Source organism: Ensifer sp. 22460 (genome assembly GCF_052044935.1).
Classification (GTDB): Bacteria; Pseudomonadota; Alphaproteobacteria; order Rhizobiales; family Rhizobiaceae; genus Ensifer.
The window spans coordinates 61,000-78,227 of the sequence record NZ_JBQENZ010000004.1 but is presented as its reverse complement, the minus strand read 5'-3'; the positions used below and the strand labels follow the sequence as shown (position 1 = coordinate 78,227).

15 protein-coding genes are annotated in these 17,228 nt (G+C 61.0%); all 15 read left to right on the top strand.

All coding sequences use genetic code 11. From position 1 onward, the window contains the following. The first annotated feature begins 4 nt into the window (after positions 1-4). The 15 genes from nuoF to proS all read left to right on the top strand — a co-directional run bounded on the left by nuoF (position 5) and on the right by proS (position 17,221). Complete coding sequence (nuoF, locus tag ACTJKM_RS06250) at positions 5-1,309, top strand: NADH-quinone oxidoreductase subunit NuoF (protein WP_058329354.1); 1,305 nt, start codon at positions 5-7, stop codon at positions 1,307-1,309. A 6-nt stretch (positions 1,310-1,315) separates the two neighbouring features. Beyond that, positions 1,316-1,966 carry an NADH:ubiquinone oxidoreductase gene (locus tag ACTJKM_RS06245; protein WP_058329353.1) on the top strand — a complete coding sequence of 217 codons (651 nt, stop codon included), beginning with the start codon at positions 1,316-1,318 and terminating at the stop codon, positions 1,964-1,966. 110 nt (positions 1,967-2,076) lie between these two features. Continuing rightward, positions 2,077-4,158: an NADH-quinone oxidoreductase subunit NuoG gene (gene nuoG / locus ACTJKM_RS06240; protein ID WP_058329352.1), complete on the top strand. Its 2,082-nt coding sequence runs from the start codon at positions 2,077-2,079 to the stop codon at positions 4,156-4,158. A gap of 20 nt (positions 4,159-4,178) precedes the next feature. Further along, entirely contained in the window at positions 4,179-5,222 is a 1,044-nt protein-coding gene (gene nuoH, locus ACTJKM_RS06235) for an NADH-quinone oxidoreductase subunit NuoH (protein WP_058321492.1), read from the top strand. A 64-nt stretch (positions 5,223-5,286) separates the two neighbouring features. Continuing rightward, on the top strand, positions 5,287-5,778 hold the full coding sequence (gene nuoI / locus ACTJKM_RS06230; RefSeq protein WP_025426590.1) for an NADH-quinone oxidoreductase subunit NuoI: 492 nt from the start codon (positions 5,287-5,289) through the stop codon (positions 5,776-5,778). A 138-nt stretch (positions 5,779-5,916) separates the two neighbouring features. Further along, positions 5,917-6,531: an NADH-quinone oxidoreductase subunit J gene (locus ACTJKM_RS06225; RefSeq protein ID WP_057252871.1), complete on the top strand. Its 615-nt coding sequence runs from the start codon at positions 5,917-5,919 to the stop codon at positions 6,529-6,531. Between the two features lie 27 nt (positions 6,532-6,558). After that, positions 6,559-6,867, top strand: coding sequence for an NADH-quinone oxidoreductase subunit NuoK (nuoK, locus tag ACTJKM_RS06220; RefSeq protein WP_034803568.1), 309 nt, complete (start codon positions 6,559-6,561; stop codon positions 6,865-6,867). A 7-nt stretch (positions 6,868-6,874) separates the two neighbouring features. Further along, complete coding sequence (gene nuoL, locus ACTJKM_RS06215; protein ID WP_058329351.1) at positions 6,875-8,869, top strand: NADH-quinone oxidoreductase subunit L; 1,995 nt, start codon at positions 6,875-6,877, stop codon at positions 8,867-8,869. Beyond that, a complete protein-coding gene (locus ACTJKM_RS06210; protein WP_057252314.1) occupies positions 8,869-10,380 on the top strand; it encodes an NADH-quinone oxidoreductase subunit M in 1,512 nt (503 codons plus the stop codon). Before nuoL ends, ACTJKM_RS06210 begins: the two co-directional genes overlap by 1 nt. A gap of 19 nt (positions 10,381-10,399) precedes the next feature. Continuing rightward, the gene (nuoN, locus tag ACTJKM_RS06205) at positions 10,400-11,842 is read left to right on the top strand and encodes an NADH-quinone oxidoreductase subunit NuoN (RefSeq protein WP_057252312.1); all 1,443 of its coding nucleotides are present in this window, start codon (positions 10,400-10,402) and stop codon (positions 11,840-11,842) included. After that, positions 11,842-12,606 (top strand): biotin--[acetyl-CoA-carboxylase] ligase, encoded by a 765-nt coding sequence (locus tag ACTJKM_RS06200; RefSeq protein WP_058321535.1) that lies wholly within the window; start codon positions 11,842-11,844, stop codon positions 12,604-12,606. The genes nuoN and ACTJKM_RS06200 overlap by 1 nt, the downstream gene beginning before the upstream one ends. A 26-nt stretch (positions 12,607-12,632) precedes the next feature. Beyond that, positions 12,633-14,300: a ribonuclease J gene (locus tag ACTJKM_RS06195; protein WP_058329350.1), complete on the top strand. Its 1,668-nt coding sequence runs from the start codon at positions 12,633-12,635 to the stop codon at positions 14,298-14,300. A gap of 58 nt (positions 14,301-14,358) precedes the next feature. Continuing rightward, positions 14,359-14,763: a methylmalonyl-CoA epimerase gene (mce, locus tag ACTJKM_RS06190; RefSeq protein ID WP_058321489.1), complete on the top strand. Its 405-nt coding sequence runs from the start codon at positions 14,359-14,361 to the stop codon at positions 14,761-14,763. A gap of 127 nt (positions 14,764-14,890) precedes the next feature. After that, positions 14,891-15,160, top strand: coding sequence for a DUF1467 family protein (locus ACTJKM_RS06185; RefSeq protein WP_057252306.1), 270 nt, complete (start codon positions 14,891-14,893; stop codon positions 15,158-15,160). Between the two features lie 732 nt (positions 15,161-15,892). Then, entirely contained in the window at positions 15,893-17,221 is a 1,329-nt protein-coding gene (gene proS / locus ACTJKM_RS06180) for a proline--tRNA ligase (protein WP_058329349.1), read from the top strand. The last annotated feature ends 7 nt before the right edge of the window (positions 17,222-17,228 follow it).

Below are 17,228 nucleotides of genomic sequence, written 5' to 3'. Positions count from 1 at the left end.
AATTATGCTCAGAGATGAAGACCGCATCTTTACCAACATCTACGGCCTCAAGGACAAGTCCCTGAAGGGCGCCATGGCGCGCGGCCACTGGGACGGCACCAAGCAGCTGCTCGAAAAGGGTCGCGACTGGATCGTCAACGAAGTGAAGGCCTCCGGCCTTCGCGGTCGTGGCGGCGCCGGCTTCCCCACCGGCCTCAAGTGGTCCTTCATGCCGAAGGAAAGCGACGGCCGTCCGCACTATCTCGTCGTCAACGCCGACGAGTCGGAGCCCGGCACCTGCAAGGACCGTGACATCATGCGTCACGATCCGCACACGCTCATCGAAGGCTGCGTCATCGCCAGCTTCGCCATGGGTGCGCATGTCGCCTATATCTATGTGCGCGGTGAGTTCGTCCGCGAGCGCGAGGCGCTGCAGGCGGCAATCGACGAGTGCTACGCCTTCGGCCTGCTCGGCAAGAACAACAAGCTCGGCTACGACATCGACATCTATGTGCACCACGGCGCCGGCGCCTATATCTGTGGCGAAGAGACGGCCCTGCTCGAAAGCCTCGAAGGCAAGAAGGGCCAGCCGCGCCTGAAGCCGCCGTTCCCGGCCAACATGGGCCTCTACGGCTGCCCGACCACCGTCAATAACGTCGAGTCGATCGCCGTCACGCCGACCATCCTGCGCCGCGGCGCCGGCTGGTATACGAGCTTCGGCCGTCCGAACAACCACGGTACCAAACTCTATTCGGTTTCCGGCCACGTCAATCGTCCGTGCACGGTCGAAGACGCGATGTCGATCCCGTTCCATGAGCTGATCGAAAAGCATTGTGGTGGCATTCGCGGCGGCTGGGACAACCTGCTCGCGGTCATCCCCGGCGGTTCGTCCGTTCCCTGCGTGCCCGGCGCGCAGATGAAGGACGCGATCATGGATTTCGACGGGCTGCGCGAAGTCGGTTCCAGTCTTGGAACCGCCGCCGTCATCGTCATGGACAGGTCGACAGACATCATCAAGGCGATCTGGCGTCTCTCGGCCTTCTACAAGCACGAGAGCTGCGGTCAGTGCACGCCGTGCCGCGAAGGTACCGGCTGGATGATGCGTGTCATGGAACGCATGGTTCAGGGTCGCGCCCAGAAGCGCGAGATCGACATGCTGTTCGACGTCACCAAGCAGGTGGAAGGCCACACGATCTGCGCGCTTGGCGACGCAGCCGCCTGGCCGATCCAGGGTCTGATCAAGCACTTCCGTCCGGAAATGGAAAAGCGCATCGACGAATACACGCGCAATGCCTCGTCGCACGGCGCGGTTCTGGAAGCGGCGGAGTAACAGGCGATGGCCGGTGCACGCGAGGAGGGACAGATGAAAGGGCAGGCCGAAACAGGCATTCCATTCGCGCGTCCGCTCGGCGGTGATCCGGCCGATCCGTTCGGCATGGCCGAATGGATGAAGGGCCTGCCGCAGGTGTCGCTGCACCCGCTGATGGTTCACCCGGCTGCCGCTGTGGCGGCGGTAACAGCGATCGGTTTCGGTCTGACCAGCCACTTTGCTGGCGCGATGTTCGGCGCGATGCAGGGTGCGGTCGAGGCGGCTCAGAAGCGGGTGGAGCCGGCAGAGCAGGACGTAACCACCGTTGTCGCCGAGACGGCGCTCCCGGCAGAAGCAGAAGCGAAAACGGTCGTGAAGCCCGCCGCTTCGCCAAATCGTATTGCGGCAAAACCGGCCGTTGAGAAGGTCGCGGTCGAGAAGCCGGTCAAGGTTCGCGCGGCGCGCGCCAAGGCGCAAGCTGCTGACGACCTCAAGCGGATTTCCGGTATTGGCCCGAAGCTGGAGCAGGTGCTCAACGCGAAGGGCATTCGCGGTTTTGCCGATATCGCCGGCTGGAGCGAGGCGGACGTTGCCCGCTTTGACGACGAGCTCGGTTTCGGCGGCCGCATCAAGCGGGACGATTGGGTTGGACAGGCCAAGGCGCTGAAGGGCGCGTGAGACAATAGGGGCGGGGACCTGAGACGGTCATCGCCCGCAAGCAGCAAGGCTGTGTTGGAATTGTCCGTCGCCGGAAGGCCGATGGACGGAAGACAGGATTGAGTACGAAGATGGCAAAGCTGAAAGTCGACAGAAAAGAGATCGAGGTACCGGATCATTTCACGCTGCTTCAGGCGTGCGAAGAGGCCGGAGCCGAGGTTCCGCGCTTCTGTTTCCATGAGCGGCTGTCGGTCGCCGGCAACTGCCGCATGTGTCTTATCGAAGTGAAGGGAGGGCCGCCAAAGCCCGCCGCTTCCTGCGCCATGGGCGTGCGCGACCTCCGTCCGGGCCCGAACGGCGAGACGCCGGAAGTCTTCACGACCACGCCGATGGTCAAGAAGGCCCGCGAAGGCGTGATGGAATTCCTGCTGATCAACCACCCGCTCGACTGCCCGATCTGCGACCAGGGCGGCGAATGCGACCTGCAGGACCAGGCGATGGCCTTCGGTATCGACAGCTCGCGTTATCAGGAAAACAAGCGCGCCGTCGAAGACAAGTATATCGGCCCGCTGGTCAAGACCGTGATGAACCGCTGCATTCACTGCACGCGTTGCGTCCGTTTCACGACCGAAGTCGCCGGTATTGCCGAGCTTGGCCTGATTGGCCGCGGCGAAGACGCCGAGATCACCACCTATCTCGAGCAGGCGATGACGTCCGAACTGCAGGGCAACGTCGTTGACCTCTGCCCGGTCGGCGCGCTGACCTCGAAGCCATTTGCCTTCACTGCTCGTCCGTGGGAGCTGAACAAGACCGAATCCATCGACGTGATGGATGCACTCGGTTCTGCGATCCGCGTCGACACCCGCGGTCGCGAAGTCATGCGCATCATGCCGCGCGTCAATGAGGACATCAACGAAGAGTGGATCTCCGACAAGAGCCGCTTCATCTGGGACGGCCTGAAGACGCAGCGTCTCGATCGTCCCTATGTCAAGAAGGACGGCCGACTGCAGCCGGCGACCTGGGGCGAAGCCTTCCAGGCGGTCAAGGCTGCCGTTGCCAAGACCTCCGGCGACAAGATCGGCGCCATCGCCGGCGACCTCGCTTCGGTCGAAGAAATGTACGCGCTGAAGCAGTTGATCGCAGCACTCGGCTCCGAGAGCGTCGATTGCCGCCAGGACGGCGCCGCACTCGACCCGTCGCTTGGCCGCGCCAGCTACCTTTTCAACCCGACCATCGCCGGCATCGAAAGCGCTGATGCGCTGCTGATCATCGGCTCCAACCCGCGCTTCGAGGCTTCGGTCCTCAACGCCCGTATCCGCAAGCGCTACCGCATGGGCAACTTCCCGATCGCCGTGATCGGGGAGCCCGGCGAGCTGCGCTACGAATACGAATATCTCGGCGCCGGCACCGAAACGCTCGCCGAACTCGTCTCCGGCAAGGGCAAGTTTGCCGCGACGCTCAAGAAGGCGCAGCGCCCGATGATTCTCATCGGCCAGGGCGCGATTGCAGGGGAGGGCGGCGCTGCCGTTCTTGCTGCCGCCGCCAAGCTCGCGGGCGCCGTCGGTGCGGTCACTGCCGAGTGGAACGGCTTTGCCGTTCTGCACACGGCTGCTTCCCGCGTCGGTGGTCTCGACCTCGGCTTCGTACCGGGTGCGAACGGCAAGACGGCGGCCGAAATGGTTACCGCTTCCGACGTTCTCTTCCTGCTCGGCGCCGATGAGATCGACCTTGCCGGTCGCAAGTCCGGCTTCACCGTCTATATCGGTTCGCACGGCGACAACGGCGCGCATGCCGCCGACGTCATCCTGCCGGGTGCGACCTACACCGAAAAGTCCGGCACCTGGGTCAACACGGAAGGTCGCGTTCAGGTCGGCAATCGCGCCGGCTTCGCACCGGGCGATGCGCGTGAGGACTGGGCGATCATTCGCGCACTCTCCGACGTTCTCGGCAAGAAGCTGCCCTTTGATTCGCTTGGCGAATTGCGCTCGAAGCTCTATGCGGCTCACCCGCATTTCGCGGATGTCGACGCGATCGCGACCGGCAACGGCGACGAAATTGCCGCACTCGGCCAAAAAGCCGGTGAGATGGGCAAATCCGTGTTTGCGTCTCCGGTCAAAGACTTCTATTTGACGAACCCGATAGCGCGCGCATCCGCCGTCATGGCCGAATGCTCGGCTTTGGCACGCAACAACTTCAAAGCTGCGGCGGAATGAGCGCGAGGGAATAGAGTATCATGGACGCTTTCGTTTCGACCTATGTCTGGCCCACGATCATCATGGTCGCCCAGTCGCTGCTGCTCCTGGTCGCGCTGCTGCTTTTTATCGCCTACGTTCTGCTCGCCGACCGTAAGATCTGGGCTGCAGTTCAACTCCGCCGTGGTCCGAATGTGGTAGGCCCGTGGGGACTTTTCCAGTCCTTCGCCGACCTTTTGAAGTTCGTCTTCAAGGAGCCGGTAATTCCGGCTGGCGCCAACAAGGCGATCTTCCTGCTCGCACCGCTCGTTTCCGTGACGCTGGCCCTTGCCGCCTGGGCGGTGATCCCGCTCAACGCCGGCTGGGTGATCGCGAACGTCAACGTCGGCATCCTCTTCGTGTTCGCCATATCTTCTCTTGAAGTTTATGGCATCATCATGGGCGGCTGGGCGTCGAATTCCAAATATCCCTTCCTCGGCGCGCTCCGCTCCGCGGCACAGATGGTCTCCTACGAAGTCTCTATCGGCTTCGTCATCGTTACCGTCCTGCTCTGCGTCGGCTCGCTGAACCTGACGGACATCGTCAACGCGCAGTCCACGGGCATCGGCACGAATCTCGGCCTGCCGGCGTCGTTCCTCGACTGGCATTGGCTGGCGCTGTTCCCGATGTTTATCGTGTTCTTCATTTCGGCACTTGCCGAAACGAACCGCCCGCCTTTCGACCTGCCGGAAGCCGAATCCGAACTCGTCGCCGGCTTCATGGTCGAGTACGGCTCTACTCCGTACATGATGTTCATGCTCGGCGAATATGCCGCCATCTGCCTGATGTGCGCGCTGACGACGATCCTGTTCCTCGGCGGCTGGCTGCCCCCGGTTGACGTCTGGTTCTTGAACTGGGTTCCCGGCATCATCTGGTTCGTTCTGAAGGCATCCTTCGTGTTCTTCATGTTCGCAATGGTGAAGGCTTTCGTTCCGCGTTACCGCTACGACCAACTGATGCGTCTCGGCTGGAAGGTCTTCCTGCCGATCTCTCTTGCAATGGTCGTGATCACTGCATTCGTTCTCAAGCTGACGGGAGCCGCATGACGATGGCTCACGCTTGGCAGCATACCGCCGGTCGCTCCCAGGCCGGCAATTCTGGAGGTAAATGATGGCCGGTCTTTCGCAAGCCGTCAGCTCGCTGTTCCTGAAGGAATTCGTCGGCGCGTTCTTTCTGTCGATGCGCTATTTCTTCAAGCCGAAGGCGACGTTGAACTACCCCTTTGAAAAAGGGCCGGTCAGCCCGCGCTTCCGTGGCGAGCATGCGCTGCGTCGCTACCCGAATGGTGAAGAGCGCTGCATCGCCTGCAAGCTCTGCGAGGCGATCTGTCCTGCACAGGCCATCACCATCGAAGCCGGTCCGCGCCGCAACGACGGCACCCGCCGTACGGTGCGCTACGACATCGACATGGTGAAGTGCATCTATTGCGGTTTCTGCCAGGAAGCCTGTCCGGTTGATGCCATCGTCGAGGGCCCGAACTTCGAGTTCGCCACCGAGACGCGCGAAGAGCTTTACTACGACAAGGACAAGCTCCTCGCCAATGGCGACCGTTGGGAGCGCGAAATCGCCCGCAACATCGCAATGGACTCGCCCTATCGCTGAGGCCAGAGCGTAGCGCCGCCCCGGGGAGGGCGGTGCATGTGACATAGGTTTGGGCAACGGCCGGACGCGTGTCCGGCTTTGCCTGTGGAGTGGGGCCTGAAGCGCCTCACGCCGTGCAAGACGAAGAAGGCACCGATCATGGGTCTGCAGGTTCTTTTTTTCTATCTCTTTGCCTTCATCGCGGTGGCGTCGGCATTTATGGTCATTGCGGCCAGGAACCCGGTTTATTCGGTTCTGTTCCTGATCCTGACCTTTTTCAACTCGGCAGGCCTGTTCCTGCTGACCGGCGCCGAGTTCCTCGCGATGATCCTGCTGGTCGTCTATGTCGGCGCGGTCGCGGTGCTGTTCCTGTTCGTCGTCATGATGCTCGACATCGACTTCGCGGAATTGCGGGCGGGCGTGCTCGAATACGCGCCGATCGGCGCGCTGATCGGCCTGATCCTGGCTGCCGAGCTTATCATCGTGGTCGGCGGCGCAACATTCTCGCCTGAGATCGCCAAGGCGATTTCGATGCCGATCCCGGCCGTCACGGAGCGCACGAACACGGCAGCCCTCGGCGACGTGCTCTATACGCACTACGTCTACTTCTTCCAGATCGCTGGCCTTGTGCTGCTCGTCGCCATGATCGGCGCCATCGTGCTGACCCTGCGCCACCGCGAAAACATCAAGCGCCAGAATATCCCGCAGCAGGTTGCCCGTACGCCCGAGACCGCCGTCGAAGTGGTCACGGTCAAGCCGGGCCAGGGCATCTAAGTCGGACGCGAGATCGAGGAACATAAAATGGAAATCGGAATTTCCCACTATCTCACCGTCAGCGCCATCCTGTTCACGCTGGGCGTCTTCGGCATCTTCCTGAACCGGAAGAACGTCATCGTTATCCTGATGTCGGTCGAACTCATTCTTCTGGCGGTCAACATCAACATGGTCGCCTTCTCGGCGTTCCTGAATGACATCACTGGCCAGGTCTTTGCCCTGTTCATCCTGACCGTCGCGGCTGCGGAAGCGGCTATCGGACTTGCAATTCTCGTCGTCTTCTACCGCAACCGCGGCTCGATCGCTGTTGAAGACGTCAACATGATGAAGGGCTGATTGGGCTATGGATACCATCATCAAGGCTATCGTCTTCCTGCCTTTGATCGGCTTTCTGATCGCCGGCCTCTTCGGTACTTCGATCGGCGCCAAGGCATCGGAATATGTGACAAGCGGTCTGATGATCATCGCCGCTGCGCTGTCCTGGTACGTCTTCTTCGACGTCGCCTTGGGCCACCAGGAGATGATCAAGGTTTCGGTGCTGCGCTGGATCCAATCCGGCAGCTTCGATGTCGAATGGGCGTTCCGCGTCGATACGCTGACATCGGTCATGTTCGTCGTCGTCAACACGGTGTCGACGCTCGTGCATGTCTATTCGATCGGATACATGCACCACGATCCGCATCGTCCGCGCTTCTTTGCCTATCTGTCGCTCTTCACCTTCGCGATGCTGATGCTCATCACGTCGGACAATCTGGTGCAGATGTTCTTCGGCTGGGAAGGTGTGGGTCTCGCGTCCTACCTGCTCATCGGCTTCTGGTACAAGAAGCCGTCGGCGAATGCTGCCGCGATGAAGGCCTTCATCGTCAACCGCGTCGGCGACTTCGGCTTCTCGCTCGGCATCTTCCTCGTCTTCGTGCTGTTCGGCTCGGTCAACTTCGAGACGATCTTCGCCGCCGCCCAGACCTACCTGCCGGCCGAAGGCGCTGCAGCAGGGGAGGCGGTTGTCACCCTGTTCGGCATGCACCTTGACAAGGCTGACGCGATCACTGCGGCCTGCCTTCTGCTCTTCATGGGCGCGATGGGTAAGTCGGCGCAGTTCCTGCTGCACACCTGGCTTCCGGATGCCATGGAAGGCCCGACTCCGGTTTCGGCACTTATCCATGCCGCAACCATGGTTACCGCCGGCGTCTTCCTCGTCGCCCGCATGTCGCCGCTCTTCGAACTGTCGCCGGACGCACTGACCGTCGTGACGATCATCGGTGCCATCACCGCCTTCTTCGCCGCGACCGTCGGTCTCGTTCAGAACGACATCAAGCGCGTGATCGCCTATTCGACCTGCTCGCAGCTCGGCTACATGTTCGTGGCGCTCGGCGTCGGCGCCTATGGCGCAGCGATCTTCCACCTGTTCACACACGCCTTCTTCAAGGCTCTCCTGTTCTTGGGTGCCGGTTCGGTCATTCACGCCGTCGATGGCGAGCAGGACATGCGCTACATGGGTGGCCTCAGGAAGCACATCCCGGTCACCTACTGGATGATGTTCATCGGTACGATCGCGCTGACCGGTGTCGGTATTCCCGGTACGCTCTTCGGTACGGCTGGCTTCTTCTCGAAGGACGCGATCATCGAGTCGACCTTTGCCGCGCACAGCTCGGTATCCGGTTTCGCCTTCGCCCTGCTGGTGGTCGCCGCGCTCTTTACGAGCTTCTATTCGTGGCGCCTGGCGTTCATGACGTTCCATGGCAAGCCCCGTGCGTCGTCGGATGTCATGCATCACGTGCACGAGTCGCCGCAGGTCATGCTGGTGCCGCTCTACATTCTCGCCGCCGGCGCACTGGTCGCAGGTTTCCTCTTCCACGACCACTTCTTCGGCGAAGGCTATGCCGAGTTCTGGAAGGGTGCGCTGTTCACGTCGGCTGAAAACGAAGTCCTGCATGAGTATCACCACGTACCGCTGTGGGTTAAGTGGAGCCCGTTCTGCGCCATGGCGCTCGGCCTCTTCACCGCCTGGTACATGTATATCCGCCGGCCGGAACTGCCGAAGTATCTGGCAGACCAGCACCGTGGCCTCTACCAGTTCCTGCTCAACAAGTGGTACTTCGACGAGCTCTACGACCTGCTGTTCGTGCGCTCGGCCAAGTGGCTCGGCACCTTCCTCTGGAAGGAAGGCGACGGCCGTGTGATCGATGGCTACGGCCCGAACGGCATTGCCGCACGTGTGCTCAACGTCACTGACCGCGTTGTCCGCCTGCAGACTGGTTACCTCTATCACTACGCGTTCGCGATGCTGATCGGCATTGCCGCGCTCGTTACTTGGATGATGTTCAGGAGTTCCTTCTGATGACCGATTGGCCCGTACTTTCCGCGGTCACCTTCATGCCGCTCGTCGGCGTACTGCTTCTCTTGCTTGTCAGGGAAGACAGCGCCTACGGCCGCCGGAACATCCTGAACGTTTCGCTGCTGACGACGATCTTCACCTTCGCGGTGTCGGTCTACATCTGGTACCAGTTCGATGCGTCGAACCCGGGCTTCCAGATGCTCGAAAAGCACGAGTGGCTCGGCACCGGCATTTCCTACCATCTCGGAGTCGATGGCATCTCGGTGCTCTTCGTCGTGCTCTCGGCCTTCCTCATGCCGTTCTGCGTGCTCGCAAGCTGGCTGTCGATCGAGAAGCGTCTCAAGGCATACATGATCGCGTTTCTGGTCCTGGAAACGTTCATGATCGGCGTCTTCGTGTCGCTCGATATCGTGCTGTTCTACGTGTTCTTCGAAGCCGGCCTGATCCCGATGTTCCTCATCATCGGCGTCTGGGGTGGCAAGGACCGCGTCTACGCCAGCTACAAGTTCTTCCTCTATACGCTGCTCGGCTCGGTGCTGATGCTGCTCGCGATCATGGCGATGTACTGGCAAGCCGGTACGACCGACATCACGCAGCTGCTCGCCTATAACTTCCCGCGCCAGATGCAGACATGGCTATGGCTCGCTTTCTTCGCCTCCTTTGCGGTGAAGATGCCGATGTGGCCGGTCCATACCTGGCTTCCAGACGCGCACGTTCAGGCGCCGACAGCGGGATCCGTTATCCTGGCGGGCATTCTCCTGAAGCTCGGCGGCTACGGTTTCCTGCGCTTCTCGCTGCCGATGTTCCCGCTGGCATCCGACTATTTCGCTCCGTTCGTCTTCACGCTGTCGGTCGTCGCTATCATCTACACTTCGCTGGTGGCGATGATGCAGACCGACATCAAGAAGCTGATCGCCTATTCGTCGGTCGCGCATATGGGCTATGTGACGATGGGCATCTTCGCCGCCAATGTTCAGGGCGTTCAGGGCGCGATCTTCCAGATGCTGTCGCACGGCATCGTCTCCGGCGCACTCTTCCTTTGCGTCGGCGTCGTCTATGACCGTTTGCACACCCGCGAGATCGCGGCCTATGGCGGTCTCGTCAACAATATGCCGAAATATGCTGTCGCCTTCATGGTGTTCACCATGGCCAACGTTGGCTTGCCGGGCACGTCTAGCTTCGTCGGTGAAGTGCTGACCTTGGTCGGCGCCTTCCGCGCCAACACCTGGGTGGCGCTCTTCGCCACGTCCGGTGTGATCCTTTCGGCCGCTTATGCGCTCTGGCTCTACCGACGAGTGATCTTCGGTGCGCTGGAGAAGGAAAGCCTGAAGTCTCTGCTCGATCTTTCCGGTCGTGAAAAGGCGATCCTCTATCCGCTGGTGATCCTGACGATCTTTTTCGGCGTCTATCCGGCACCGATCTTCGATGCGACCGCGGCTTCCGTGGATCTGCTCGTCAACAACTACTCCGCAGCCCTGCAGGCAGCGCAAAACGTTGCGCTTTCGGTGCAATGACCACAGGACGTGATTGGACATGACTGCTGAAACCCTCCTTGCAAGCCTGCAACTCTCGATCCCCGAGTTGATCCTCGCGGTCGGCGCGATGGCATTGCTGATGATCGGCGTGTTTGCCGGCGAAAAATCGGCGTCGACGGTCACCGGCCTTGCGGTTGCCGTTCTGATCATCGCCGGTCTCTGGCTCGTGCTAAAGACCGGCGAAGGCTCGGCCTATGGCGGCGCCTTCCTGTCGGATCCCTTCGCCAAGTTCATGAAGGTGCTGGCGTTGATCGGCTCGATCACGGCGCTGGTGATGACAGTCGGTCACGCGCGTTCCGCCCAGATCGATCGCTTCGAGTTCCCGGTGCTTCTGGTGCTGGCAACGCTCGGCATGCTGTTGATGATCTCGGCCAACGACCTGATGTCGCTGTACCTCTCGCTGGAACTGCAGTCGCTGGCGCTCTACGTCGTCGCTGCGATCAACCGCGACAGCATCCGCTCGACCGAGGCCGGCCTCAAGTACTTCGTGCTCGGTGCGCTTTCCTCGGGCATGCTGCTCTATGGCATGTCGCTGATCTACGGCTTCACCGGTCACACCGGCTTTACCCAGATCGCCGCTGCACTGACGGCGGAGGGACGTTCGCTCGGCCTGATCTTCGGTCTCGTCTTCGTGCTCGCCGGTCTCGCGTTCAAGATCTCGGCCGTGCCGTTCCACATGTGGACGCCGGATGTTTACGAGGGTGCGCCGACGCCGGTCACCGCCTTCTTCGCGGCAGCGCCGAAGGTTGCGGCCATGGCGATCCTTGTGCGTATCGTCATCAATGCCTTTGAACCCGTCGTTGCCGACTGGCAGCAGATCATCGTCTTCATCTCGATCGCTTCGATGCTGCTCGGTTCCTTCGCGGCGATCGGCCAGAAGAACATCAAGCGTCTGATGGCTTATTCCTCGATCGGCCACATGGGCTACGCGCTGGTCGGCCTTGCTGCCGGCTCGATGGCGGGTGTTCGCGGCGTGCTGCTCTACATGCTCATCTACATGGTCATGACGCTCGGCACCTTCGCCTGCATCCTGGCGATGCGGCGCAAGGAAGGCGAAAACGTCGAAAACGTCGACGACCTCGCTGGTCTCTCGCAGACAAACCCCTTCATGGCGACCGTACTGACCGTCCTGATGTTCTCGCTCGCCGGCATTCCGCCGATGGCAGGCTTCTTCGGGAAGTACTTCGTGTTCATGGCCGCAATCGAAGCGCAGCTCTATGCACTCGCCATCATCGGCGTCCTCGCATCCGTTGTCGGCGCCTATTACTACCTGCGCGTCATCAAGGTGATGTGGTTCGATGACGCCAAGGGCGAGTTCGCCCGTACGGCTGGCGAACTGAAACTGGTGTTCGGACTCTCGGGTCTGTTCGTCCTTGGATACGTCCTGATCGGCGGTCCGCTTGGAAGCGCTGCCGAGGCCGCGGCGCGGACCTTCTTTTGATCGCCCTTGAAAGCGGCGGCCGGATATCGCCCGACGATTTCCGGCACGTCGCTCTCGATGCGGTTGGATCAACAAACAGCGAATGCCTGGCGCGTGCGCGCCAGGGCGACCCGGGCAATCTCTGGGTCACCGCTGTCAGGCAGACCGGTGGCCGGGGACGCCGCGGTCGCGCCTGGTTCTCTGAGCCCGGCAATCTCTACGCATCGCTTCTCCTGATTGATCCAGCGCCGATCGAGCATCTGCATTCCCTGCCGCTCGCGGTTGCTGTTGCCGTGCACCGGGCAATCCGCCAGGTGATGCCGCCGGGCGCTGCACCGGTCGAGATCAAATGGCCGAATGATATCCTCATCGATGGGAAGAAGACCTGCGGCATCCTGCTCGAAGGTGAGGCGCTTGCAGATGGGCGCCAGGCACTGGTCATTGGCTGTGGCATCAACATTGCCGTCCAGCCGGACGAGGCCCTCTATCCCGTTACCTCGTTGAGGAAGGAAGGCGCTTCGGTTTCTCCGGACGAACTTTTCGCGCGGCTGTTCATGACGATGGCGGAGACGTTGTCGCTGTGGGAGCGCGGCGCGGGTATTGCAAAGACCATCGAGCAGTGGCGGTCGGCCGCCCGCGGCATCGGTGAGACGATAACTGTGAACCTGCCGGACCGGTCGCTTTCGGGCCGCTTTGCCGGTATTGATGAGACCGGGCGGTTGATGCTCGATACCGGGTCAGGCACGATGCACGCGATTGCCGCCGGCGACGTATTTTTCGGATAATTCCTAGAACAAGGGCGCGTTACAATATGGCGCAAGACGAAGAACTGGTGTTCTTGCCGCTTGGCGGCGTCGGCGAAATCGGCATGAATCTTGGCCTATACGGCTACGGGCGGCCCGGAAGCCGCCAGTGGATCATGGTCGATTGCGGCGTCACCTTTCCGGGGCCGGACCTTCCAGGCGTGGATCTGGTTCTCGCAGATATCAGCTTCCTGGCGGAAGAGCGCCGCAATCTCAAGGGCATCATCATTACCCACGCCCACGAGGACCATTATGGCGGCCTGAACGATCTTTGGCCGGGCCTCAACGTTCCGGTCTATGCCTCGCCGTTCACGGCGGGCATGCTGGAAGCCAAGCGCGATTTCGAGAGAAGCCGCAGTGAGATCCCGGTGACGATCTTCAAACAGGGCGACCGCATCAATGTCGGCCCGTTCGAGATCGAGGCGGTCGGTGTCAACCATTCGATCCCCGAGCCGATGTCGCTGATCATCCGCACCCCGGTCGGCACTGTCGTCCACACCGGCGACTGGAAAATCGACCTGCATCCGTCGCTCGGGCCCCTGACCGACGAGACGCGTTTCCGCCAGATTGGCGACGAAGGCGTCTTGGCGCTTATCTGCGATTCCACCAATGCGATGCGTGATGGTGTTTCGCCGTCGGAACAGGAAGTCTCCGAGAGCCTGACGAAGATCATCGCCAACGCCGAGGGCCGGGTCGCGATAACGACTTTTTCCTCGAATGTCGGGCGCATCCGCTCGATCGCCGAGGCGGCGGAAGAGGCGGGCAGGGATGTGCTGCTGCTCGGCAGTTCGATGAAGCGGGTCGTCGCCGTGGCTGCGGATCTCGGCCTGATGGAAGGGATCAAGCCTTTCCTTGCCGAAGACGAGTTCGGCTACGTGCCGCGCGACAAGGTCGTGGTCATCCTGACCGGTAGCCAGGGTGAGCCTCGGGCAGCACTCGCCAAGATTGCCCGCGACGAGATGCGCAACGTGGCTTTTTCCGCCGGCGATACGGTCGTTTTCTCCTCGCGCACCATCCCCGGCAACGAGAAGGCGATCAACGACATCAAGAATGGCCTGGTCGAGCAGGGCATACACATCATCACCGACAGTGAAGCGCTGGTGCATGTGTCCGGTCACCCGCGCCGCACCGAGCTGCAGCAGATGTATCAATGGCTGCGCCCGCAGATTCTCGTTCCGGTGCATGGCGAGGCCGCGCATCTGACGGCCCATGCCGAACTTGGTCAGCAGTCGGGCATCGCCAGCGTTCCGCGCCTTCGGAACGGTCAAATGCTGCGTCTTGCACCAGGCCCGGCCGAGGTCATCGACGAAGCGCCGCATGGCCGCATCTACAAGGACGGCAATCTCATCGGCGATTTCGAAGAGATGGGCATCGGCGAACGCCGCAAGCTCTCCTTCGCAGGGCACGTCGCCGTCAACGTCGTACTCGACGGCCGCTACGATTTCCTTGGTGACCCGGACATCGTGGCGATCGGCCTGCCGGAATTCGATGACGAGGGCGAAGACATGGAGGATACGCTCTATGACGCGATCCTCGGTGCGGTCGAGAGTATTCCGCGGGCAAAGCGAAAGGATCTGGCCATGCTGCAGGAAGCGGTTCGCCGCGCCGTTCGCAGCACAGCCAACCAGACGTGGGGCAAGAAGCCGATTGTAACGGTGTTTGTCACCAAAGTCTGATTGGCGGTCGCCCCGCGGCAGTGTAAGCGGGGCCGGTACAGGACGCGGGAGGATCGCAATGCTCGGAAGAGTGAACCATATCGCCATCGCCGTGCCGGATCTTGCCTCCGCCGCCGAAAGCTACCGCTCGACGCTTGGTGCATCCGTCACCGAGCCGCAGACGTTGCCGGAACACGGCGTAACCGTGGTGTTCGTCACGCTGGCGAACACCAAGGTCGAGCTATTGGAGCCGATCGGCGAGACCTCGCCGATCGCCGCTTTCCTGGCGAAGAACCCTTCGGGCGGAATGCATCACATCTGCTACGAGGTGGACAATATCCTCGCCGCACGCGACGCGCTGCGTGCGGCCGGAGCTCGCGTTCTGGGGGACGGCGAGCCGAAAATCGGTGCGCATGGCAAGCCGGTGCTTTTCCTGCACCCCAAGGATTTCCAGGGTACGCTGATCGAACTCGAAGAGGTGTGACAGTTGACCGCGCGATGCGCGTTTGTCTGATCGGGCCGGCGGCGCTATAAGGCGGACAGAATGTCGCGGATGTCGCGGCGAAACGGCCTGCGGTCGTTGCGTCGATCGCCTTCACCGGGAGCCGGAAATGCCACTGTTTTCAACTTTTGCTATTTACTTCATCATCTGGTGGATCACGCTGTTTGCCGTGCTTCCCTTGGGAGTGCGCACGCAAGCGGAGGAAAACAGCGTCGTCCCGGGAAGCGTCGAAAGCGCGCCGGCCAAGTTCAATGCGAAACGGGTCGTGCTTTTGACCACGGCGATCGCGGCTGTCATCCAGCTCGCCTGGTACATCGTCTCCGTCAAACTTGGCTACGGGATCGATTCCATTCCGCGGTTTTACCCGAAATTCTATTGAGAATATCGGCAAGGCGGATGGGCTGAGCCGAACCGCAAGGCTGCCGGGTGCTTGATTTCTGCGTCATGATGACGCCGCGCGCGATGCTGTGGGTGGAACCAGCGCAATTGCAGGGTTGACCGCCGCCGAATTGACATAGTTCAATTTTTACATCTGCTTCGTGCTCGCGACGGGGCGAGAAAAGCAAAAAAAAACAAGGCTAAAAGCCTTGTTTTTCAAGTTTCGCGTGATCCTAATCCGTTTCCGGCGGCAGCGACGAAGCGCGCCTAAGATCTTATCCTCCCAAGACTTGACCGCGAAAGTCGGCAAGAATTTAGTCTTCATGCCTGTTTTGTGAGCCGAAATTAGCCCAAACATTAAGCTGTGTCATCCTGTTTTTTTGCATTTTTGCTACAGTTGGGTAAAATATTCCCGTTGACAACTCCTGTCGTAATCTTGTTACTAGCGTGCTCTTTTGACGCAGGCTTTTCCGGTCTTTCCCCTCAAAATCAGTGGCTCCGATCTTTCCGGCGATGGCCTGAGAGTAGGGTTTTCTTCCGCCTGCGAAGCAGCTATGAACGCAAGGCTCATAAAGGTTCACGTTGGCTTTGCTGGCGATGGATAATGGAGAGCTCGACCCCGAGAAGCAACGGTCGCCCTTGCCAGTCTACCGGCGAAGAAGGCACCCGAGCTCAACGTCATTTCGCCCGAATCCGCCGATAGTGCGACGTTCATCAAGTTCTGGAACCCGTCATGCGCCTGTCCCGCTTTTTCATGCCCATCCTGAAGGAAAATCCTAAGGAAGCGGAAATCGTTTCCCACCGCCTCATGCTCCGTACCGGCATGATCCGGCAGCAGTCCTCGGGCATCTATACCTGGCTGCCACTGGGCAAGCGGGTTCTCGACAAGGTCAATGCGATCATCCGCGAAGAGCAGAACCGCTCAGGCGCGATCGAACTCTTGATGCCGACTCTGCAGTCCGCAGAGCTCTGGCAGGAAAGCGGTCGCTACGATGCCTATGGCAAGGAGATGCTGCGCATCAAGGATCGCCAGGACCGTCCGATGCTTTACGGCCCGACGAACGAGGAAATGATCACGGACGTCTTCCGGTCCTACGTGAAGTCCTATCGTGACCTGCCGCTCAACCTCTACCATATCCAGCTGAAGTTCCGCGACGAGATCCGTCCGCGTTTCGGCACCATGCGTTCGCGCGAGTTCCTGATGAAGGACGCCTATTCCTTCGATCTCGATCGCGAGGGGGCAGAACACGCCTATAACCGCATGTTCGCGGCCTACCTGCGCACGTTTGCGCGCATGGGTCTTCGCGCCATTCCGATGCGTGCCGACACCGGCCCGATCGGCGGCAACCTCAGCCACGAATTCATCATCCTCGCCGACACCGGCGAATCCGAGGTCTACTGCCACAAGGACTTCCTCGGCTTCGATATTCCGGGCGAAGAAACCAACTTCGAGGACGTCGCCGGCCTGAAGGCGATCTTCGACAAGTGGACCTCGCGTTACGCCGCGACATCGGAAATGCACGACGAGGCCGCCTTCAATGCGGTTGCCGAAGGCGACCGCCTGTCGGCCCGCGGCATCGAGGTCGGCCACATCTTCTACTTCGGCACCAAGTATTCCGAAGCCATGGGCGCCAAGGTTCTCGGCCCCGACGGCAAGGAGCATGCCGTGCACATGGGCTCCTACGGCATCGGCCCGACCCGCCTCGTGCCGGCAATCATCGAAGCGTCGCATGACGACAACGGCATCATCTGGCCGAAGTCGATCTCGCCGTTCGATGGCGTCATCATCAACATGAAAGCGGGCGATGCCGCTTGCGACGGCGCCTGCGAGACGCTCTACTCCGAACTCGGCAAGGCGGGATTCGACGCACTGCTCGACGACACGGACGACCGCGCCGGTGCAAAGTTCGCGACTGCGGACCTGATCGGGGTCCCGGTCCAGATCATCGTCGGCCCGCGTTCGATCGCCAACGGCGAAGTCGAGGTCAAGGATCGCAAGACCGGCGAGCGCGAGACCATGACCGTCGAAGCTGCGATCAACAAGCTGATCGCAACGAAGTGAAGAGGCG